This window comes from Pseudomonas fluorescens (assembly GCF_041354075.1).
GTDB lineage: Bacteria > Pseudomonadota > Gammaproteobacteria > Pseudomonadales > Pseudomonadaceae > Aquipseudomonas > Aquipseudomonas fluorescens_CE.
Genome location: NZ_JARZGC010000005.1, coordinates 270,382 through 292,641 on the forward strand (window position 1 = coordinate 270,382; position 22,260 = coordinate 292,641).

The following is a 22,260-nucleotide window of genomic DNA, read 5'->3' on the forward strand; positions in this document are numbered from 1 at the left end:
ATGCTCGCTCCTACAGGATGGAGCTGGGCGGTCTTAAAGTCAGATGCTGATACGCGACAACTTGATATCGGGTTCCTGATTGACACTCAGTTGCTCGACAATCGCGTCCTGCAGGCGGCTGCACAGCAATGGATCGGACAGCGGCTGGTTGTGGGCGTCGGTGATGAAGAACACGTCTTCCACCCGTTCGCCGAGGGTCGCAATCTTGGCGTTCTGCAGCGACAGGTCGAACTCGAGGAAAATCGTGCCGATCCGCGCCAGCAGACCAGGGCGATCCGGGGCGCTGAGTTCCAGTACGGTGACGGGTCGCTGGGCGTCGTTGTGGATCGTGACCTGGGGCGCGAAGGCAAAATGCTTGAGCTGGCGGGGCACCCGGCGCTGGATGATGGTGGGGTAATCGTCCGGATTGCGCAGGGCTTCGGTCAAGCCGTCGCGAATCTGCTGGACCCGCGCCGGATTGTTGCCGATCGAGTCGCCGTCGGTGTCGAGCACGATGTAGGTGTCGAGGGTGAACTGGCTGGACGAGGTGATGACCCGGGCGTCGTGGATGTTCAGGTTCAACTGGTCCATCGCGGCCACGGTCACGGCGAAGAAGTCGTGCTGGTCCGGCGCGTAGATGAAGATCTGGGTGCCACCCTCGAACTCGCGCTGGGTGGTTTCCTTGATCAGCACCAGCGGACCGCCGTCGGCCGGCTGCTGCAGGATCGCATCGGTGTGCCAGGCAACATCGCCCGCTGTGTGGCGCAGGAAATAGTCGTCACCCAACTGCGCCCACAACTGCTCGACGTCGTCCGGGTCGGTGCCGCCGCGTACGAGGATGTCGAGGGCGGCGCTCTGGGTCTGGCGGATCTGCTCTTCGCGATCCACCGGGTTTTCCAGGCCGCGACGCAAGGCGCGCTTGGTCTCGGTGTAGAGCTGGCGCAACAGGCTCGCGCGCCAGGAGTTCCACAGCGTCGGGTTGGTGGCGTTGATGTCGGCAACGGTCAGCACGTACAGGTAGTCGAGGTGGGTTTCGTCACCGACGGCCTGGGCGAAGTCGTGGATCACCTGCGGGTCGGACAGGTCCTTGCGCTGGGCGGTGGTCGACATCACCAGGTGGTTTTGCACCAGCCAGACGATCAGGCGACTGTCCCAGACCGGCAGTTGGTGGCGCTGGCAAAAGGCCTCGGCGTCCACCGCGCCGATTTCCGAGTGGTCGCCGTGCCGGCCCTTGCCGATGTCGTGGTACAGGCCGGCGAGGTAGATCAGCTCGGGCTTGGGCAGCTTGCCCATGAGCTTGCTGGCCAGCGGGAATTTTTCCGACACCTGGGTGTACTGCAATTTGCGCAGGTGTTTGATCAGGTTCAGGGTGTGGGCGTCGACCGTGTAGATGTGGAACAGGTCGTGCTGCATCTGCCCGACGATGAAGCCGAACTCCGGCAGATAACGCCCGAGAATGCCGTAGCGGTTCATCCGCCGCAGGTTGCGGTGGATACCGATCTTGCACTTGAAGAGCTCGATGAACAGGCTGGTGTTGCGAATGTCGTTGCGGAAATCATCGTCGATCAGGTGACGGTTTTCCCGCAGCAGGCGAATGGTATCGGCGCGCACGCCCTTGATCTCGGGCTGCTGGGCCATCAATACGAAGATTTCCAGCATGGCGAACGGCGTGCGCCGGAACACGTTGTCGTTGCGTGCCTCGATGTAGCCGTCGTGCAGTTGGAATCGCGAGTTGATCGGCTGTGGCGGTGTCTCGTCTTCCGGCGCGAGGATCACTTCCTCGAAGTGCTGGATGATCAGGTCGCTGAGCTGGGCGATGCTCATCACCACCCGGTAATACTGCTGCATGAAGTTTTCGATGGCCTGCTTGGCGTCGTCGCCTTCGAACCCCAGCAGCTTGGCGATGGTGCGCTGGTGATCGAACAGCAGGCGGTCTTCGGCGCGGCCGGCGAGCATGTGCAGCGCGTAGCGCACTTTCCACAGGAATTCCTGGGAGGAGGCCAGCAAGGCGTTTTCGCTTTCCACCAGGAAACCTTCGCCGGCCAGTGCCCGCAGGTTCAGGGTGCCGTATTGGCGCCGGGCCACCCACAGGATGGTCTGGATGTCCCGCAGCCCGCCAGGCGAGCCTTTGACGTTGGGTTCAAGGTTGTATTCGGTGTCGAAGTACTTGTGGTGGCGGGCCTTCTGTTCGGCGTGCTTGGCCAGGAAGAACTCCTTGCTCGGCCACATGTGTTCGGTGCTGGTGACGTCCAGCATGCGCTGGCGCAGGCGCTCGGGGCCTGCGATGGTGCGGCTTTCCATCAGGTTGGTGATCACCGTCAGGTCGGCACGGGCCTCCACGGCGCACTCGTCGACGGAGCGAACGCTCTGACCGACTTCCAGGCCAATGTCCCACAGCAGCGTCAGGAAGCGCTCGATGGAATCGCGGAAAACTTCGTGATCGGCACTGTCCAGCAGGATCAGCAGATCGATGTCGGAATAGGGGTGCAGCTCGCCGCGACCGTAGCCGCCCACCGCGACCAGCGCGATATCGGCATCTTCACTCCAGTCGAACTGTTCCCAGGCCTTTTGCAGGATGTTGTCGACGAACCAGGCGCGATCCTCGATCAGCCGACGTATCTCCCGGCCTGCGCGAAAGCGCCCGTCGAGCACTTCCCGGGCCTGGCGGATGGCCTTCTTGAAGGCCGCGATAGGGCTGGCCTTCAGGGCCAGTTCTGCCTGGAACTGGCCACGGTCGAAGAGTTCGGGGTCCACCTGCGGCATCGATTGGCTTTCCTTTCTATAAAAGCTTTCTATAAAGGCTGTCTATTGAAGCTGCGCGCCGTGGGTGCAGATCAGGCCGAGACGCGAGGGATGGTGTCATCGCTGCGCAGGGTGAAGATCTCGTAGCCGGTTTCGGTCACCACCAGGGTGTGTTCCCACTGCGCCGAGAGCTTGCGGTCCTTGGTGATCGCGGTCCAGCCATCGCCCAGCACCTTGGTGTCGGCCTTGCCCTGGTTGATCATCGGCTCGATGGTGAACGTCATGCCGGCTTGCAGTTCCATGCCGGTGCCGGCACGGCCGTAATGCAGGATCTGCGGCTCTTCGTGGAACACCTTGCCAATGCCGTGGCCGCAGAACTCGCGGACCACCGAGAAGCCGTTCTTTTCCGCGTGCTTCTGGATGACTTCACCGATGTCGCCCAGGCGGCAGCCGGGCTTGACGATCTCGATGGCCTTGTACATGCATTCCTGGGTGACTTGCGACAGACGCTCGGCCCACACGGGCACGGTGCCCACGTGGAACATGCGGCTGGTATCGCCGTGGTAGCCGTCCTTGATGACGGTCACGTCGATGTTCAGCGTGTCGCCATCCTTCAACGGCTTCTCGTTGGGGATGCCATGGCAGACCACGTGGTTGATCGAGGTGCAGATCGACTTCGGGTAGCCCTTGTAGTTGAGCGGGGCGGGAATGGCTTGCTGCACATTGACGATGTAGTCGTGGCAGATGCGGTCCAGTTCTTCGGTGGTCACGCCCGGCTTGACATGTTCGGCAATCATTTCCAGCACATCGGCGGCCAGTTTGCCGGCGACACGCATTTTTGCGATGTCCTCGGGGGTTTTGAGGGTGACGGTCATACAGGCTCTCTCTGCGCTCGATGGCGCTTGCTAACACGGAATGGGCAGTGTGCGATGATGTTCGCCGCCCTGAAAAACGCGATTCTAACAGACGATCGGCGCAAACCTGAGCGTCTGTGCATCGCTTCTCTCTATAGATAGGCGCATTCCTGCGCGTTTCCAAGGGCTTGCGAGAGGCAGTGTGTCAGGAATCGACAATCCGGGTTCCGTTTTGGCAAGCCTTGTGATATAAAATGCGCCGCTTTCCGGGGATACCCCGAAAGGCTTAAATCCACACACGTGTCGACACGATGACCTGGGTGCCTTCAGCTGATGCTGCTGGTTGGTCATTGGGATACGTGGAGGCCAAACCCGACTTATTAAGGAACTATCATGTCCCAAGTCAACATGCGCGATATGCTGAAGGCCGGTGTGCACTTCGGTCACCAGACCCGTTACTGGAACCCGAAAATGGGTAAATACATTTTCGGCGCGCGCAACAAGATCCACATCATCAACCTTGAAAAAACCCTGCCGATGTTCAACGAAGCACTGACCTTCGTAGAGCGCCTGGCCCAGGGCAAAAACAAGATTCTGTTCGTCGGCACCAAGCGTTCCGCTGGCAAGATCGTTGCTGAAGAAGCAGCACGTTGCGGTTCGCCGTACGTCGATCACCGCTGGTTGGGCGGCATGCTGACCAACTTCAAGACCATCCGTGCTTCCATCAAGCGTCTGCGTGACCTTGAAGTACAAGCCGAAGACGGTACTTTCGCCAAGCTGACCAAGAAAGAAGCGCTGATGCGCACTCGCGATCTTGAGAAGCTGGATCGTTCGCTGGGCGGTATCAAGGACATGGGCGGTCTGCCAGACGCTCTGTTCGTTATCGACGTTGACCACGAGCGCATCGCGATCACCGAAGCCAACAAGCTGGGCATCCCGGTTATCGGCGTTGTCGATACCAACAGCAGCCCGGAAGGCGTTGACTACATCATCCCAGGCAACGATGACGCCATTCGCGCCATCCAGCTGTACATGGGTTCGATGGCTGACGCTGTCATCCGTGGTCGCAACAACGTTTCTGGCGGCACCGAAGTTTTCGTTGAAGAAGCTCCGGCCGCTGCAGCTGAGTAATTGACGCCCCTGGCGTTGACTCAGTAAGCAAAAAGGGGGCTTGGCCCCCTTTTTGCCACCTCGAAAACCGTTTGTCCGCGCCCGCTGTCCTGTTTGTCATGTGTGGCAGCTATCAACGGTGGTTCGGGAAGAATTGAACGCCCGTTCGATCGGGTGGAATGGTTGAAAACCTATCCAAGAGGAATTTGAAATGGCAGCAATTACTGCAGCGTTGGTTAAAGAACTGCGCGAACGTACCGGCGAAGGCATGATGGATTGCAAAAAGGCCTTGGAAAAGGCTGGCGGCGACATCGAAAAAGCCATTGATGACATGCGCGCTTCGGGCGCCATCAAGGCTGCTAAAAAGGCTGGCAACGTTGCCGCTGAAGGCGCTATCGCCATCAAGGCCGACGACAAGGCAGCCGTGCTGCTGGAAGTCAACTCGCAGACCGACTTCCTGGCCCTGCAAGACGACTTCAAGAACTTCGTTGCTGCCAGCGTGGAAAAAGCCTTCGCTGACAAACTGACCGACGCAGCTCCGCTGATCGCCGCTCAGGAATCGGCTCGTGAAGCCCTCGTGGCCAAAGTTGGCGAAAACGTCAACATCCGTCGCCTGGTTCGCGTTGAAGGTGACGTGGTCGGCACCTACCTGCACGGTAACAAGATCGGTGTTGCTGTTGTCCTGAAGGGCGGCGACGTCCAACTGGCCAAGGAAATCGCCATGCACGTGGCGGCCAGCAACCCTGAGTTCCTGCTGCCTTCGCAGGTTTCGCCAGAAGCCATCGAGCGCGAGAAGGGCGTCTTCCTGCAACTGAACGAAGACAAGATGAAAGGCAAGCCAGCCGAAATCGTCGAGAAGATGATCGCTGGTCGTATCACCAAGTTCCTGGCCGAAGCCAGTCTGGTTGAGCAAGCCTTCGTAATGAACCCTGAGCTGACTGTTGGTGCTCTGGCCAAGAAAGCCGGTGCTGAAATCGTTTCCTTCACCTACTTCAAGGTTGGCGAAGGCATCGAGAAGCCAGTTGACAACTTCGCTGAAGAAGTTGCCGCACAACTGGCTGCTGCCAAGCAGTAAGACGGTTTTTCAACTGTCGCCCAGAAGAGGCTGCCCGCTTACGCGCGCAGCCTCTTTTCAGATGGGGAGCCAAATTTTAATTGGTTTCCCTTTGGAACTGGCTTACAAAGCCATGTTCCGATGGCGCTGAAGCAGCGCCAACAAGTGTAAACAGCCAGCTGAAAACAGCTCGCAAAGAATTTTCAATACGCCGCAGGAGAGATTCGCAATGGCTCAGCAGGGCAGTGGTTATCAGGCTCGCTATAAACGCATTCTACTCAAGCTTAGCGGCGAGGCCCTGATGGGCTCGGAAGAGTTCGGGATCGATCCGAAAGTTCTGGATCGCATGGCGCTGGAAGTCGGCCAACTGGTCGGCATCGGCGTTCAGGTCGGTCTGGTGATCGGTGGCGGCAACCTGTTCCGTGGCGCTGCACTGAGCGCAGCGGGCATGGATCGGGTAACAGGCGACCACATGGGCATGCTGGCCACTGTGATGAACGCCCTGGCCATGCGCGACGCGCTGGAACGTGCCAATATCTCGGCCATCGTGATGTCGGCCATTTCAATGGTTGGCGTGACCGACCATTACGACCGTCGCAAGGCCATGCGCCACCTCAATTCCAAGGAAGTCGTGATCTTCGCGGCTGGTACCGGCAATCCGTTCTTTACCACGGATTCCGCAGCCTGCCTGCGTGCGATCGAAATCGATGCCGACGTGGTGTTGAAGGCGACCAAGGTCGATGGCGTCTACACTGCCGATCCATTCAAGGACCCGCATGCCGAGAAGTTCGATCATCTGACCTACGATGAAGTACTGGATCGCAAGCTGGGCGTGATGGATCTGACGGCTATTTGCCTGTGCCGCGACCACAAGATGCCGTTGCGCGTATTTAACATGAACAAACCCGGCGCCCTGCTGAACATCGTGCATGGCGGCGCTGAAGGCACCCTGATCGAGGAAGTTCAACAATGATCAACGAAATCAAGAAAGACGCTCAAGAGCGCATGCAGAAGTCCGTGGAATCGCTGTCGCACAACTTCGGCCGCATCCGTACCGGCCAGGCGCACCCGAGCATCCTGGAGGGCGTGATGGTGCCTTACTACGGTACCGATACCCCGATCAAGCAAGTGGCGAACATCACCGTCAAGGACGCCCGTACCCTGCAAGTCGTCGCCTTCGAGCGCAACATGCTCGGTGCTGTCGACAAGGCGATCGGTAGCGCAGGCTTGAACCTCAACCCGACCAACCTGGGCGAGTTGCTACTGATTTCCATGCCGGCCCTGACCGAGGAGACCCGCAAGGGCTTCACCAAGCAGGCTCGTGATGTGGCCGAAGATGCTCGCGTGGCCGTTCGCAACATTCGTCGCGACGCCAACAGCCAGCTCAAGGACCTGGTCAAGGAAAAGGAAATCAGCGAGGACGAAGAGCGTCGCGCCACGGGCGAGATCGACGAGCTGACCAAGAAGTTCGTGGCCACCATTGACGCCAACCTGGCGCAGAAAGAAAAAGACCTGATGGCCGTTTAAGGGTCGCTTTTTCATGGAAAAGAACAAGCAGGTTGCGCCGCCCACGGTGCCGCGCCATGTCGCGATCATCATGGATGGTAATAATCGCTGGGCGAAAAAACGCTTTATGCCGGGTGTCGCCGGGCATAAGGCGGGTGTGGATGCCGTGCGTGCGGTCATCGAGGTGTGTGCCGAGGCCAAGGTCGAGGTACTGACGCTGTTCGCATTCTCGAGCGAGAACTGGCAGCGTCCGGCCGATGAAGTCAGTGCGTTGATGGACCTGTTCTTCAAGGCCCTGCGTCGTGAGGCCAAGCGCCTCAACGAAAACAACATCAGCCTGCGCATCATCGGCGACCGCTCGCGCTTTCACCCGGAGCTGCAGGCCGCCATGCGCGAGGCTGAAGCCATGACGGCGGGCGCCAACCGCTTTGTTCTGCAGATCGCCGCCAACTACGGCGGCCAGTGGGATATCGCCCAGGCCGCGCAGCGTCTGGCCCGGGAAGTCCAGGCCGGACACCTGCGTCCGGACGACATCACTCCAGACTTGTTGCAGGCGTGCCTGGCGACCGGTGACCTGCCGCTGCCGGACCTGTGCATCCGCACGGGCGGCGAGCACCGCATCAGCAACTTTCTGCTGTGGCAGCTGGCTTACGCCGAGCTGTACTTCTCCGACCTGTTCTGGCCGGACTTCAAACACGACGCCATGCGCAACGCGCTGGCCGATTTCGCCTCTCGCCAGCGTCGCTTCGGTAAAACGAGCGAGCAGGTCGAGGCTGGGGCCCGGGTTTAATGCTTAAACAACGAATCATCACTGCGCTGATCCTGCTGCCGATCGCCTTGTGCGGGTTTTTCCTGCTTCAGGGCGCGAGCTTCGCGCTGTTCATCGGGCTGGTCGTGACGCTGGGTGCCTGGGAATGGGCGCGTCTGGCAGGTTTTGCCGCTCAAACGATGCGCGTCGCCTACGCCGCCGTGGTCGCGCTGATGTTGTTCGTCATGTACATCCTGCCGGGGCTGGCGCCCTGGGTACTGGGGGCCTCGGTGCTGTGGTGGGGCGTGGCGACCTATCTGGTGCTGACTTACCCGCGTTCCAGCGAGCACTGGTCCAGTGCCGCCTGCAAGCTGGTGATCGGCCTGCTGATCCTGCTGCCGGCCTGGCAAGGCCTGGTGCAGATCAAGCAGCAGCCTCTGGGCAACTGGTTGATCATGGCGGTGATGGTGCTGGTCTGGGGAGCCGATATCGGCGCCTATTTTTCCGGCCGGGCCTTCGGCAAGCGCAAGCTCGCGCCCCAGGTCAGTCCGGGCAAGAGCTGGGAAGGTGTGTATGGAGGCCTGGCGTTGAGTCTGGTCATCACCGCCATCGTCGGTTTTGTGCGTGACTGGAGCTTCGCCCAGATGCTGATCGGTCTGGTCGGCGCTGCGGTGATCGTCTTTATCTCGGTGGTGGGTGATCTCACCGAAAGCATGTTCAAACGTCAGTCCGGGATCAAGGACAGCAGCAATCTGCTGCCGGGTCACGGTGGCGTGCTCGATCGCATCGACAGCCTGACGGCTGCGATCCCTGTCTTCGCCGTTCTGTTGTGGATGACCGCGCCATGAGCCGCCCTCAGCAAATCACTGTTCTGGGTGCGACCGGTTCGATCGGCCTGAGCACGCTGGACGTTATTGCCCGACATCCCGAGCGTTATCAGGTTTTTGCCTTGAGCGGCTTCGCGCGTCTGAGCGAGTTGCAGGCACTGTGCGTTCGTCACTCTCCTCGGTTCGCCGTGGTGCCGCAGCAGAGCGCTGCCCAGGTGCTGCAGGAAAACTTGCGTGCGGCGGGGCTGGCCACGCGAGTGCTGGTAGGAGAGGAGGGCCTGTGCCAGGTCGCTGCCGATCCTGAAGTCGATACCGTCATGGCGGCCATCGTCGGTGCGGCGGGCCTGCGCCCGACCCTGGCGGCGGTGGAGGCGGGCAAGAAGATCCTCCTGGCCAACAAGGAAGCGCTGGTCATGTCCGGCGCGCTGTTCATGCATGCCGTGCGCAAAAGCGGTTCGGTGCTGTTGCCGATCGATAGCGAGCACAACGCCATCTTCCAGTGCATGCCGCAGGATTTTTCCCGTGGCCTGGGTCAGGTGGGCGTGCGTCGCATCTTGCTGACCGCTTCCGGCGGACCGTTCCGGCAGACACCGTTAGCGCAATTGTCCGATGTCTCGCCTGATCAGGCCTGCGCCCATCCGACCTGGTCGATGGGGCGCAAGATCTCGGTGGATTCGGCGAGCATGATGAACAAGGGGCTGGAGCTGATCGAGGCCTGCTGGCTGTTCGATGCCAAGCCTTCTCAGGTCGAAGTGGTGATTCACCCGCAGAGCGTGATTCATTCGCTGGTCGATTATGTCGACGGCTCGGTACTGGCCCAGTTGGGCAACCCTGACATGCGCACACCGATCGCCAACGCCCTGGCCTGGCCGGAGCGTATCGATTCGGGGGTCGCGCCACTGGACCTGTTTGCCGTCGCACGCCTGGATTTCGAGGCGCCCGATGAGGATCGTTTCCCGTGCCTGCGCCTGGCGCGTCAGGCGGCCGAGGCCGGCAACAGTGCGCCGGCCATGCTGAACGCTGCCAACGAAGTGGCGGTGGCGGCGTTTCTCGACGGGCGGGTTCGTTATCTGGAAATCGCGAGTATCATCGAGGAAGTGTTGAATCTCGAGCCTGTGGTTGCGGTGGACGATCTCGAGGCGGTGTTTACGGCCGACGCGAAAGCGCGGGTTCTGGCCGACCAGTGGTTGAGTCGTCACGGGCGGTAGATGCCCCGGCGGCGCAGGATAGGAATGCGGAGAAAATAGATGAGCGCGCTCTACATGATTGTCGGCACCCTGGTAGCCCTGGGCGTGCTGGTTACCTTCCACGAGTTCGGCCATTTCTGGGTCGCGCGTCGCTGTGGGGTCAAGGTGCTGCGCTTTTCCGTAGGCTTCGGCATGCCGTTGCTGCGTTGGCACGACAAGCAGGGCACCGAGTTCGTCGTCGCCGCGATTCCGCTGGGCGGCTACGTCAAGATGCTCGACGAGCGCGAAGGCGAGGTGCCGCTCGATCAGCTCGATCAGTCTTTCAATCGCAAATCGGTCCGTCAGCGCATTGCCATCGTTTCCGCAGGGCCCATCGCCAACTTCCTGCTGGCCCTGGTGTTTTTCTGGGTGCTGGCGATGCTGGGCAGCGAGCAGGTGCGCCCGGTCATCGGTGCCGTCGAGTCCGGCAGTATTGCCGCCAAGGCGGGTTTGAGCGCGGGTCAGGAAATCGTAGCCATCGATGGGGAACCCACGTCGGGCTGGGGCGCCGTGAACCTGCAATTGGTGCGTCGCCTCGGTGAGAGCGGCACACTTCAGGTGCTGGTGCGCGAGCAGGGTTCAACGGCGGATTCGCCGCGTGAGCTGGCACTGGACAGCTGGCTCAAGGGGGCTGACGAGCCCGATCCCATCCGCTCGCTGGGTATCCGCCCATGGCGTCCGGCCCTGCCGCCCGTATTGGCGGAAATCGACCCGAAAGGCCCGGCACAGGCGTCCGGCCTGAAAACCGGCGATCGTTTGCTGGCGCTCGATGGCAAGTCCGTCGATGACTGGCAGCAGGTGGTCGACACCGTTCGTATGCATCCTGATACCAAAATTCTGCTGCGCGTCGAGCGCGACGGTGCTCAAATCGACGTCCCTGTGACCCTGGCGGCTCGCGGCGAGAGCAAGGCGCCGAGTGGATACCTGGGCGCCGGGGTGAAAGCCGTGGACTGGCCGCCGGAAATGATCCGCGAGGTCAGCTTCGGGCCTCTGGCCGCGATCGGCGAGGGTGCTCGACGCACTTGGACCATGAGCATCCTCACGCTCGATTCGCTGAAGAAAATGTTGTTCGGCGAGCTCTCGGTAAAAAACTTGAGTGGACCGATAACCATTGCTAAAGTGGCGGGCGCTTCTGCCCAGTCGGGCGTCGCTGATTTCCTGAATTTCCTTGCTTATCTGAGTATTAGCCTGGGGGTTCTGAATTTGTTGCCCATTCCTGTACTGGATGGGGGGCATTTGTTGTTCTATCTGATCGAGTGGGCGCGTGGTCGTCCCTTGTCGGATCGGGTGCAGGGTTGGGGGATACAGATCGGCATCAGTTTGGTGGTCGGGGTGATGTTGCTTGCTCTGGTCAATGATTTGGGTCGTCTGTAACACTTCGCTGAATTGCGAATCTGCCGCATTTTGCGGCAGTTTGTTTATTGCCAGTTGGAATAAGAAAGGACTTCATGAAACGTCTGCTGCTAACTGCGGTTTTCTCCGTATTGATGATCGCCGAAGTTCACGCCGAGTCCTTCACCATCTCTGATATTCGCGTCAACGGCCTCCAGCGGGTCTCCGCGGGTAGCGTCTTTGGTGCGTTGCCGTTGAACGTCGGTGAACAGGCAGACGATCGTCGCCTGGTGGAATCCACTCGTGCGCTGTTCAAAACCGGGTTCTTTCAAGATATCCAGCTGGGCCGCGACGGCAACGTCCTGGTCATCACGGTAGTCGAGCGCCCGTCGGTCGCCAGTATCGAGATCGAAGGCAACAAGGCGATCTCGACTGAAGACCTGATGAAAGGCCTCAAGCAATCCGGTCTGGCCGAAGGTGAAATCTTCCAGCGTGCGACCCTCGAAGGCGTGCGTAACGAGCTGCAGCGTCAATATGTCGCTCAGGGCCGTTACTCGGCGACCGTCGACACCGAAGTGGTGCCGCAGCCGCGCAACCGCGTCGGTCTCAAGGTCAACATCAACGAAGGCACCGTGGCCGCTATCCAGCACATCAACGTGGTGGGTAATACCGTCTTCCCGGATGAAGACCTGATCGACCTGTTCGAACTCAAGACCACCAACTGGCTGTCGTTCTTCAAGAACGATGACAAGTACGCCCGTGAAAAACTCTCCGGTGACCTGGAGCGCCTGCGTTCCTACTACCTGGACCGTGGCTATATCAACATGGATATCGCTTCGACCCAGGTGTCCATCACCCCGGACAAGAAACACGTCTACATCACGGTCAACGTGACCGAAGGCGAGAAGTACACCGTTCGTGACGTCAAGCTGAGCGGCGACCTGAAGGTGCCTGAAGACCAGGTCAAGTCGCTGCTGCTGGTTCAGAAAGGCCAGGTGTTCTCGCGCAAGCTGATGACTACCACGTCCGAGCTGATCACCCGCCGCCTGGGTAACGAGGGTTATACCTTCGCCAACGTCAACGGCGTCCCTCAGCCACACGATGACGATCACACCGTGGACATCACCTTTGCTGTCGACCCGGGCAAGCGCGCCTACGTCAACCGCATCAATTTCCGTGGCAACACCAAGTCCGAAGACGAAGTGCTGCGCCGTGAAATGCGTCAGATGGAAGGAGGTTGGGCTTCGACCTACCTGATCGACCAGTCCAAGACGCGCCTTGAACGCCTGGGCTTCTTCAAGGAAGTCAACGTCGAAACCCCGGCCGTTCCGGGCGTGGATGACCAGGTTGATGTGAACTACAGCGTGGAAGAGCAAGCCTCCGGTTCGATCACCGCCAGCGTCGGTTTCGCCCAGAGCGCCGGTCTGATCCTCGGTGGCTCGATCACCCAGAACAACTTCCTGGGTACGGGTAACAAGGTCAGCATCGGCTTGACCCGCAGTGAATACCAGAGCCGCTATAACTTCGGTTATGTCGACCCCTACTGGACAGCCGATGGCGTGAGCCTGGGTTACAACGCCTTCTATCGCACCACTGACTACAAAGACCTCGACGTCGATGTGGCCAGCTACGCCGTGGACAGCCTGGGTGCCGGTGCGAGCGTCGGTTACCCGATCAGCGAAACCTCGCGCCTGACGTTCGGTCTGACCGTGCAGCAGGACAAGATCAAGACCGGCCTGTACACCGTTGACGAGATCTTCGACTTCGTGAACAAGGAAGGCGACAACTACCTGAACTTCAAGGCGTCCGCCGGCTGGTCCGAGTCGACCCTGAACAAAGGCGTGCTGGCGACCCGTGGTCATTCCCAAAGCCTCGTGCTGGAAACCACCACGCCGGGCAGCGACCTGTCGTTCTTCAAGCTCGACTACCGCGGCCAGTTGTTCCAGCCGCTGAGCGAAAACTACACCATGCGCCTGCACACCGAATTGGGGTATGGCGACGGTTATGGATCGACCGACGGCTTGCCGTTCTATGAAAACTACTATGCTGGTGGTTTCAACTCGGTTCGTGGCTTCAAGGACAGCACCCTGGGTCCTCGCAGTACGCCGAGCCGGGGCACCAACCCGGGTACGGCACTTGACCCGGACCAGGATCCGCTGCCGTTCGGTGGTAACGTCCTGATCCAGGGCGGCGTGGAGGTGTTGTTCCCTCTGCCGTTCGTCAAGGATCAGCGTTCCCTGCGGACCTCGGTATTCTGGGACGTGGGTAACGTTTTCGACTCGCAGTGCAAGGACACCACCAACGCCAACGGTACGTCGTCCAACACCAAGTGCAACGACATCAGCTTGAGCAACATGGCCAGCTCTGTCGGTGTAGGTGTGACCTGGGTCACCGCACTGGGTCCTCTGAGTTTCGCGTTGGCCATGCCGATCAAGAAGCCGGATGAAGCTGAAACTCAAGTGTTCCAATTCTCTCTCGGTCAGACGTTCTAAGCGTCTGCCCCATGACAACGACAACGGATTTGTAGGAGTGCATCGTGCGTAAGTTGACTCAACTGGTTCTACTGGCTTCCGTACTGGTAGCAGGCCCGGCTTTTGCCGACATGAAGATCGCCGTTCTGAACTATCAGATGGCGCTGCTGGAATCCGATGCGGCCAAGAAGTATGCCGTGGATGCCGAGAAGAAGTTCGGTCCGCAACTGACCAAGCTCAAGACCCTGGAAAGCAGTGCCAAGGGCATCCAGGACCGCCTGGTGGCGGGTGGCGACAAGATGCAGCAAGGCGAGCGTGAGCGTCTCGAGCTGGAATTCAAACAGAAGGCCCGTGACTTCCAGTTCCAGTCCAAGGAACTGAACGAAGCCAAAGCCGTTGCCGACCGTGAAATGCTCAAGCAGCTCAAGCCGAAACTGGACAGCGCAGTGGAAGAAGTCATCAAGAAAGGTGCCTTTGACCTGGTCTTCGAGCGTGGCGCAGTGATTGATGTCAAACCTCAATATGACATCACTCGCCAGGTCATCGAGCGCATGAATCAGCTGAAGTAATCATGACAGTGACCCTAAAACTCGGCCAGTTGGCCGAGTTCCTCGGCGCCACCCTGCGTGGCGACGCAGAGAAGCAAATTACTGGGCTAGCCACTTTGCAAGAGGCTGGCCCAGCTCAGTTGAGCTTTCTGGCAAATCCCCAGTACCGAAAATACCTGGCAGGCAGCCGGGCCGCAGCGCTGTTGCTGAAGGCCGCTGATGCAGAGGGTTTTGCCGGTGATGCGCTGGTCGTGCCCGATCCTTACCTGGCCTATGCGCGTATTTCCCATCTGTTCGATCCCAAGCCCAAGGCGGTTGCCGGTGTTCACCCGACAGCGGTCGTGGCACCGGATGCGGTGGTGGATCCGACGGCAAGCATCGGTGCCTTCGCCGTGATCGAAAGCGCCGCGCGTATTGGTGCCGGCGTGACCGTTGGCGCGCACTGCTTCATCGGTGCGCGTAGCGAAGTGGGCGAGGGTGGCTGGCTGGCTCCGAAAGTCACCCTTTACCACGACGTGCGCATCGGCAAGCGCGTGGTGATCCAGTCGGGCGCGGTATTGGGGGGCGAAGGTTTCGGTTTCGCCAACGAAAAGGGCATCTGGCACAAAATCGCCCAGATTGGTGGCGTTCTGGTGGGCGACGACGTGGAGATTGGCGTCAATACCGCCATCGACCGTGGCGCTCTGGCGGATACGCTCATCGGTAATGGCGTCAAGCTCGACAATCAGATTCAGATTGCCCATAACGTGCAGATCGGCGATCACACCGCCATGGCGGCGTGCGTGGGCATTTCGGGCAGTACCAAGATCGGCAAGCATTGCATGCTCGCCGGCGGTGTAGGCCTGGTTGGGCATATCGAAATTTGCGACAAGGTTTTCATCACCGGGATGACCATGGTGACCCACTCGATCACCGAGCCTGGGTCCTATTCTTCCGGTACGGCCATGCAACCGGCTGCCGAATGGCGCAAAAGCGCGGCACGCATCCGCCAGCTCGATGACATCGCGCGTCGGCTGCGACAACTGGAAAAGCGAACAGGGGAAGTGACCCCTGACGGTAATGCTTCATCAGATGGCTGATACCATTTCCACATCAAGTGTGTACGGCCGCTAGACTGCCTCCTTGATTTGCTAGAGGAATGCGCGTCGATCGCGCGTTCCCAATCTTTACATAGGCTTCCCCCCGATATGATGGACATCAACGAGATTCGCGAATACCTGCCTCACCGTTACCCGTTCCTGCTGGTGGACCGGGTCGTGGATCTGGATGTGGAAGAGAAGCGCATTCGCGCCTACAAGAATGTCAGCATCAACGAGCCATTCTTCAACGGCCACTTCCCGGCGCATCCAATCATGCCGGGCGTGCTGATCATCGAGGCGATGGCCCAGGCTGCCGGGATTCTTGGTTTCAAGATGCTCGACGTGAAGCCGGCTGATGGCACCCTCTACTACTTCGTCGGTTCCGACAAGCTGCGCTTTCGCCAGCCCGTGTTGCCGGGCGATCAGTTGATCCTGGAAGCCAAGTTCATCAGTTGCAAGCGTCAGATCTGGAAATTCGAGTGCCAGGCTTCGGTCGATGGCAAGCCGGTCTGCTCCGCTGAAATCATCTGCGCGGAACGCAAGCTATGAGTTTGATTGACCCTCGTGCAATCATCGATCCGACGGCCGTTCTGGCCGACGGCGTCGAGGTTGGCCCTTGGTCGATCATCGGCGCAGGTGTGGAAATCGGCGAGGGGACAGTGATCGGGCCGCACGTGATTCTCAAGGGCCCAACCCGAATCGGTAAACACAATCGCATCTACCAGTTTTCGTCGGTGGGCGAAGACACACCCGATCTGAAATACAAGGGCGAGGAAACCCGCCTGGTGATCGGTGACCACAACGTCATTCGCGAAGGCGTGACCATTCACCGCGGGACCATTCAGGACCGTTCGGAAACCACCCTGGGCGATCACAACCTGATCATGGCCTATGCCCACATCGGTCACGACAGCGTCATCGGCAATCACTGCATCCTGGTCAACAACACCGCACTGGCGGGCCATGTGCACGTCGAAGACTGGGCGATCCTGTCGGGCTTCACCCTGGTCCACCAGTATTGCCACATCGGCGCCCACAGCTTTTCCGGCATGGGCACCGCCATTGGCAAGGACGTTCCGGCGTACGTCACCGTGTTCGGCAACCCGGCTGAAGCCCGCAGCATGAACTTCGAGGGCATGCGCCGTCGTGGTTTCAGCGAGGAGGCCATCCACGCCCTGCGTCGCGCCTACAAAGTGGTGTATCGCCAGGGCCTGACGGTTGAACAGGCGCTTGCCGAACTGTCCGAGCCTTCGACACAGTTTCCGGAAGTCGCCGTGTTCCGCGATTCGATCCAGTCTTCGACCCGCGGCATCACCCGTTAATCATGGCCAATCTGCGTATAGCGCTGGTGGCCGGTGAGGCTTCCGGTGACATTCTGGGCGCCGGTCTCATGCGTGCGCTCAAGGCCCGGCACCCGGCGGTCGAGTTCATCGGGGTCGGCGGTCCGCTGATGCAGGCCGAAGGCCTGACTTCGTACTTTCCGATGGAGCGCCTGTCGGTCATGGGTCTGGTCGAAGTGCTCGGCCGGCTGCGCGAACTGCTCAAGCGTCGCAAGCAACTGATTGCCGACTTGATCGCCGCCAGGCCGGACGTGTTCATCGGCATCGATGCGCCGGACTTCAACCTCAACATCGAGCTCAAACTGCGCCAGGCCGGGATCAAGACCGTGCATTACGTCAGCCCGTCGGTCTGGGCGTGGCGGCAGAAGCGCGTGCTGAAGATTCGCGAAGGTTGCGACCTGATGTTGACGCTGTTCCCGTTCGAAGCGAAGTTCTATGAAGAGAAGGGGGTGCCGGTGCGGTTTGTCGGGCACTCGCTGGCCGATGCAATCCCCCTCGAAGCCGATCGTGGCGCTGCGCGGGCCGAGCTGGGGTTGCCTGACGGCCCCTTGGTTGCGCTGATGCCGGGCAGTCGCGGGGGTGAAGTGGGTCGTCTGGGCGCGTTGTTCCTCGACACGGCCCAGCGCCTGCGTGCCATGCGCCCGGGTGTGCGGTTCGTCATGCCCTGCGCCAGCCCCGAGCGGCGCAAGCAGCTGGAAGAGTTGCTGGCCGGCCGCGATCTGCCCCTGACGCTGCTGGATGGCAAGTCCCACCTGGCATTGGCCGCCTGCGACGCGGTGTTGATCGCGTCCGGCACGGCTACCCTTGAAGCGTTGCTGTACAAGCGCCCGATGGTCGTCGCCTATCGTCTGGCGCCCCTGACGTTCTGGATTCTCAAGCGCATGGTCAAGAGCCCCTACGTCTCGCTGCCCAACCTGCTGGCCCAGCGACTGCTGGTGCCGGAGCTGTTGCAGGACGATGCGACGGTCGAGGCGCTGGCCCAGACGCTGTCGCCGTTGATCGACGGCGGGGAAGAGCAGACGCGCGGTTTTGACCAGATTCACCGGACCTTGCGTCTGGATGCCTCCAACCAGGCTGCGGATGCAGTGCTGAAGCTGATCGGTCAGGAAAAATGAGCAAGACAAGCATGCAGATGGGCCTGGATTTCACCTTGGTTGCAGAAGTCGAGGACCTGGTGGCCGGTGTTGATGAAGTCGGTCGCGGCCCGTTGTGCGGTGCTGTGGTCACGGCGGCGGTGATTCTCGATCCGAACCGTCCCATTCTCGGTCTGAACGATTCGAAGAAACTCACCGAAGCGCGCCGTGAAAAACTCTTCGATGAAATCTGCGAGAAGGCCCTGAGCTGGTGCATCGCCCGCGCCGAAGTCGAAGAAATCGACGAGCTGAACATCCTCCACGCCACCATGCTGGCCATGCAGCGTGCGGTCGAAGGCCTGCACATTCAGCCAAAACTGGCGATGATCGACGGCAACCGCTGCCCCAGACTGCCCATGCGCGCCGAAGCGGTGGTGCAGGGCGATGCCAAGGTGCCCGCTATTGCGGCAGCGTCGATCCTGGCCAAGGTTAGCCGCGACCGTGAAATGGCAGCGTTCGAGCTGATTTACCCCGGGTACGGCATCGGTGGCCACAAGGGCTACCCCACCCCCGTTCATCTGGAAGCGCTGGCTCGCCTGGGGCCTACGCCGATTCACCGTCGTTCGTTTGCGCCGGTGCGGTTGGCGTATGAAGCGCGCGTGGGCCTGGTTGAGGTTTAGTTGCGTTTGCGTTTGGCATGATTGTCCGTTGCTGCGGTAACGGATATTCACCCCATTCCATTGCCAAACCAACCAAATCAACCCACCACCTCTGGCCAACCTCATTACGGTACAATCCGCGCCTTGTTGTTTTTACGCTTACAGACAGGATCACTATGCCGGCTTCATTCGTTCACCTGCGCCTGCACACTGAATTTTCCCTCGTCGACGGTCTGGTGCGGATCAAGCCGCTGGTCAAGGCACTGGTCGGCATGGGTATGCCTGCCGTCGCGGTCACCGACCAGAACAACATGTGTTCCCTGGTCAAATTCTATAAAAACACCATGGGTGCCGGGATCAAGCCGATCTGCGGCGCCGACCTGTGGCTGTCGAACAAGGATCCGGATGGTCCGCTGAGCCGGATCAGCCTGCTGGTGATGAACCCGCTGGGTTATCGCAACCTGACCGAGCTGATCTCCCGTGGTTTTCTCCATGGCCAGCGCAACGGTTCGATCATCATCGAGCGCGAGTGGGTGGCCGAAGCCAATGCAGGCCTGATCATGCTCTCGGCGGCGAAAGAGGGCGAGATCGGCCAGGCCATGCTCGGTGGCAACCCGGACGAGGCCGAAACCCTCGCACGCGAGTGGATGGCGGTGTTCGAAGACCGCTTCTACCTGGAAATCCAGCGCACCAACCGCCCTAACGATGAAGAGCAAGTGCACGGTGCCGTGGCCCTGGCCGACAAGCTCGGCGCGCCCTTGGTGGCGACCAATGACGTGCGCTTCCTCAAGCAGGGTGACTTCGAAGCGCACGAAACCCGAGTCTGCATCGGCGAAGGACGTGCGCTCGACGACCCGCGGCGCTCGAAGAATTACAGCGACCAGCAATACCTCAAAAGCGCCGAGGAAATGGCCGAGTTGTTCAGCGACATTCCCGAGGCGCTGGAAAATACCGTCGAGATTGCCAAGCGTTGCAATATCGAAGTGAAGCTGGGCAAGCACTTCCTGCCGGATTTTCCTACGCCTAACGGCATGGGGATCGACGACTACCTGCGTCACGTTTCCCACGAGGGCCTGGAGGAGCGTCTGGCGGTGTTGTGGCCGAAAGACACGACGCCCAACTACGAAGAAAAGCGCCAGGTCTACCTCGATCGCCTGAAGTTCGAACTGGATATCATCATCCAGATGGGGTTCCCCGGTTACTTCCTGATCGTTATGGACTTCATCAAGTGGGCCAAGAACAACGGCGTACCGGTTGGCCCGGGCCGGGGGTCGGGCGCCGGTTCGCTGGTGGCCTATGTGCTGAAGATTACCGACCTCGATCCGCTGGCGTATGACCTGCTGTTCGAACGTTTCCTCAACCCGGAACGGGTTTCCATGCCCGACTTCGACGTCGACTTCTGCATGGACGGCCGCGACCGGGTCATCGAGTACGTGGCCGATGCCTACGGCCGCGACGCGGTGAGCCAGATCATCACCTTCGGCACCATGGCCGCCAAGGCGGTGGTGCGCGACGTGGCACGGGTGCAAGGCAAGTCCTACGGCCTGGCCGATCGTCTGTCGAAAATGATTCCCTTTGAAGTCGGCATGACCCTGGAGAAAGCCTACGAGCAGGAAGAAGTCCTTCGCGACTTCCTCAAGGTCGATGAGGACGCCAAGGAAATCTGGGACATGGCGCTCAAGCTCGAGGGCGTGTGCCGGGGTACCGGCAAGCACGCCGGTGGTGTGGTGATCGCGCCGACCAAGCTCACCGACTTCTCGCCGATCGCCTGTGACGAAGAGGGCGGCGGCCTGGTGACCCAGTTCGACAAGGATGACGTCGAGGCTGCGGGCCTGGTGAAGTTCGACTTCCTCGGCCTGCGAACCCTGACCATCATCAAGTGGGCGATGGAAACCATCAACCGCGAGCAGGCCAAGCAAGGCCTGGATGACCTGAACATCGATTTCATCCCGCTGGATGACAAGAAAACCTACGAGCTGCTGCAGAAAGCCGAAACCACGGCGGTGTTCCAGCTTGAATCGCGAGGCATGAAGGAGCTGATCAAAAAGCTCAAGCCCGACTGCCTGGAAGACCTGATCGCACTGGTGGCACTGTTCCGTCCCGGCCCGCTGCAATCGGGCATGGTGGACGACTTCATCAACCGCAAGCACGGGCGGGCCGAGTTGGCCTACCCGCACTCGGACTACCAGTACGAAGGCCTCAAGCCGGTATTGGCGCCGACCTACGGCATCATCCTGTATCAGGAACAGGTGATGCAGATTGCCCAGGTCATGGCCGGTTACACCCTGGGCGGTGCGGACATGCTGCGTCGGGCCATGGGTAAGAAAAAACCCGAGGAAATGGCCAAGCAGCGTGGCGGTTTCATTGAAGGTTGCGCCAGCAACAACATCGATCCTGATCTCGCCGGCAACATTTTCGACCTGGTAGAAAAGTTCGCCGGTTACGGCTTCAACAAATCCCACTCCGCCGCTTATGGCCTGGTCTCGTACCAGACCGCGTGGTTGAAGACGCACTACCCGGCGCCGTTCATGGCGGCGGTACTCTCGGCGGATATGCACAACACCGACAAGGTTGTGACCTTGATCGAAGAAGTGCGCAGCATGAAGCTGCGCCTCGATGCGCCGGACGTGAATGCGTCGGAGTTCAAGTTCACCGTGAATGACGACGGCCGGATCATCTATGGCCTGGGCGCGATCAAGGGGGTGGGTGAGGGCCCGGTCGAGGCGATCACTGAAGCGCGGGTGGATGGCCCGTTCAAGGATCTCTTCGATTTCTGCGCCCGTGTCGACCTCAAGCGCATCAATAAACGTACCCTTGACGGTCTGATCCGCAGCGGCGCGCTGGATCGACTGGGCCCGTACTTCCACGATGAAGCCAAAGCCTATCAGGCCAATATCGACCGCAACCGCGCCGTCCTGCTGACGGCGATGGAAGAGGCGATCAAGGCGGCCGAGCAGACCGCGCGGACCCACGACAGCGGCCATGCCGACCTGTTCGGCGGGGTGTTCGTCGAAGAAGATGCCGACGTCTACGCCAATCATCGCAAGGCCAAGGAACTGACCCTCAAGGAGCGGCTCAAAGGCGAGAAGGACACGCTGGGCCTGTACCTGACCGGGCACCCGATCGATGAATACGAAGGCGAGATCCGCCGTTTCGCCCGCCAGCGCATCATTGACCTGAAGCCGGCACGCGACACCCAGACCGTTGCCGGCATGATCATCGCCTTGCGGGTGATGAAGAACAAGAAGGGCGACAAGATGGGGTTCATCACCCTGGACGACCGCTCGGGGCGCATCGAGGCGTCGCTGTTTGCCGATGCATTCCACTCCGCCCAGGCGCTGCTGCAGACCGATGCGATGGTGGTGGTCGAAGGCGAGGTCAGCAACGACGACTTCTCCGGTGGCCTGCGGCTGCGGGTCAAGCGGGTGATGAGCATGGAAGATGCCCGCACCAACCTGGCCGAAAGCCTGCGCCTGAAAGTCCAGACCCAGGACCTCAAGGGTGATCAGCTACGCTGGTTGGGCGACCTGTTCAAGCGTCACCGCGGTGCGTGCCCGATCACCATGGAATACACCAGCCCGGATGCGAAGGCGTTGTTGCAGTTCGGCGAAGGCTGGCGGATCGATCCGGCGGATGCGTTGATTCAAGCCCTGCGTGACCAGTTCGGGCGAGACAACGTCTTCCTCCAATACCGTTGACGGGCAGTGCCATC

18 protein-coding genes are annotated in these 22,260 nt (G+C 60.3%); 16 read left to right on the forward strand and 2 right to left on the reverse strand.

Features of this window, described 5'->3' with window-relative positions:
• Positions 1-39: 39 nt before the first annotated feature.
• Complete coding sequence (locus QIW53_RS09110; protein ID WP_371049308.1) at positions 40-2,742, reverse strand: [protein-PII] uridylyltransferase; 2,703 nt, start codon at positions 2,740-2,742, stop codon at positions 40-42.
• 71 nt (positions 2,743-2,813) lie between these two features.
• Positions 2,814-3,596, reverse strand: a complete 783-nt coding sequence (gene map / locus QIW53_RS09115; RefSeq protein ID WP_371049309.1) for a type I methionyl aminopeptidase — start codon at positions 3,594-3,596, stop codon at positions 2,814-2,816.
• Between the two features lie 372 nt (positions 3,597-3,968).
• Between map and rpsB the strand changes: the two genes are divergently transcribed.
• The 16 genes from rpsB to dnaE all read left to right on the forward strand — a co-directional run bounded on the left by rpsB (position 3,969) and on the right by dnaE (position 22,246).
• Positions 3,969-4,706, forward strand: coding sequence for a 30S ribosomal protein S2 (gene rpsB, locus QIW53_RS09120; RefSeq protein ID WP_371049310.1), 738 nt, complete (start codon positions 3,969-3,971; stop codon positions 4,704-4,706).
• A gap of 190 nt (positions 4,707-4,896) precedes the next feature.
• Positions 4,897-5,760 carry a translation elongation factor Ts gene (gene tsf / locus QIW53_RS09125; RefSeq protein ID WP_371049311.1) on the forward strand — a complete coding sequence of 288 codons (864 nt, stop codon included), beginning with the start codon at positions 4,897-4,899 and terminating at the stop codon, positions 5,758-5,760.
• 208 nt (positions 5,761-5,968) lie between these two features.
• Positions 5,969-6,712, forward strand: a complete 744-nt coding sequence (pyrH, locus tag QIW53_RS09130) for a UMP kinase (RefSeq protein WP_003198235.1) — start codon at positions 5,969-5,971, stop codon at positions 6,710-6,712.
• Positions 6,709-7,266, forward strand: a complete 558-nt coding sequence (gene frr / locus QIW53_RS09135) for a ribosome recycling factor (RefSeq protein ID WP_371049312.1) — start codon at positions 6,709-6,711, stop codon at positions 7,264-7,266. Before pyrH ends, frr begins: the two co-directional genes overlap by 4 nt.
• A gap of 13 nt (positions 7,267-7,279) precedes the next feature.
• Positions 7,280-8,035 (forward strand): polyprenyl diphosphate synthase, encoded by a 756-nt coding sequence (gene uppS / locus QIW53_RS09140; protein WP_371049313.1) that lies wholly within the window; start codon positions 7,280-7,282, stop codon positions 8,033-8,035.
• Entirely contained in the window at positions 8,035-8,841 is an 807-nt protein-coding gene (locus QIW53_RS09145; RefSeq protein ID WP_371049314.1) for a phosphatidate cytidylyltransferase, read from the forward strand. The genes uppS and QIW53_RS09145 overlap by 1 nt, the downstream gene beginning before the upstream one ends.
• On the forward strand, positions 8,838-10,028 hold the full coding sequence (gene ispC, locus QIW53_RS09150) for a 1-deoxy-D-xylulose-5-phosphate reductoisomerase (protein ID WP_371049316.1): 1,191 nt from the start codon (positions 8,838-8,840) through the stop codon (positions 10,026-10,028). Before QIW53_RS09145 ends, ispC begins: the two co-directional genes overlap by 4 nt.
• A 39-nt stretch (positions 10,029-10,067) precedes the next feature.
• A complete protein-coding gene (gene rseP / locus QIW53_RS09155; protein WP_371049317.1) occupies positions 10,068-11,420 on the forward strand; it encodes a sigma E protease regulator RseP in 1,353 nt (450 codons plus the stop codon).
• A 74-nt stretch (positions 11,421-11,494) separates the two neighbouring features.
• On the forward strand, positions 11,495-13,870 hold the full coding sequence (gene bamA, locus QIW53_RS09160) for an outer membrane protein assembly factor BamA (RefSeq protein ID WP_371049318.1): 2,376 nt from the start codon (positions 11,495-11,497) through the stop codon (positions 13,868-13,870).
• A gap of 44 nt (positions 13,871-13,914) precedes the next feature.
• Positions 13,915-14,418 (forward strand): OmpH family outer membrane protein, encoded by a 504-nt coding sequence (locus tag QIW53_RS09165; RefSeq protein ID WP_060541035.1) that lies wholly within the window; start codon positions 13,915-13,917, stop codon positions 14,416-14,418.
• Positions 14,419-14,420: 2 nt separating this feature from the next.
• Positions 14,421-15,476, forward strand: a complete 1,056-nt coding sequence (gene lpxD, locus QIW53_RS09170; RefSeq protein WP_371049319.1) for a UDP-3-O-(3-hydroxymyristoyl)glucosamine N-acyltransferase — start codon at positions 14,421-14,423, stop codon at positions 15,474-15,476.
• A 108-nt stretch (positions 15,477-15,584) separates the two neighbouring features.
• Entirely contained in the window at positions 15,585-16,025 is a 441-nt protein-coding gene (gene fabZ, locus QIW53_RS09175) for a 3-hydroxyacyl-ACP dehydratase FabZ (RefSeq protein ID WP_110966659.1), read from the forward strand.
• A complete protein-coding gene (gene lpxA / locus QIW53_RS09180; RefSeq protein WP_371049320.1) occupies positions 16,022-16,798 on the forward strand; it encodes an acyl-ACP--UDP-N-acetylglucosamine O-acyltransferase in 777 nt (258 codons plus the stop codon). Before fabZ ends, lpxA begins: the two co-directional genes overlap by 4 nt.
• A 2-nt stretch (positions 16,799-16,800) precedes the next feature.
• Positions 16,801-17,931 carry a lipid-A-disaccharide synthase gene (gene lpxB, locus QIW53_RS09185; RefSeq protein WP_371049321.1) on the forward strand — a complete coding sequence of 377 codons (1,131 nt, stop codon included), beginning with the start codon at positions 16,801-16,803 and terminating at the stop codon, positions 17,929-17,931.
• A gap of 11 nt (positions 17,932-17,942) precedes the next feature.
• Positions 17,943-18,569 carry a ribonuclease HII gene (gene rnhB, locus QIW53_RS09190; protein WP_201195515.1) on the forward strand — a complete coding sequence of 209 codons (627 nt, stop codon included), beginning with the start codon at positions 17,943-17,945 and terminating at the stop codon, positions 18,567-18,569.
• A gap of 155 nt (positions 18,570-18,724) precedes the next feature.
• Entirely contained in the window at positions 18,725-22,246 is a 3,522-nt protein-coding gene (gene dnaE, locus QIW53_RS09195; protein ID WP_371049322.1) for a DNA polymerase III subunit alpha, read from the forward strand.
• The last annotated feature ends 14 nt before the right edge of the window (positions 22,247-22,260 follow it).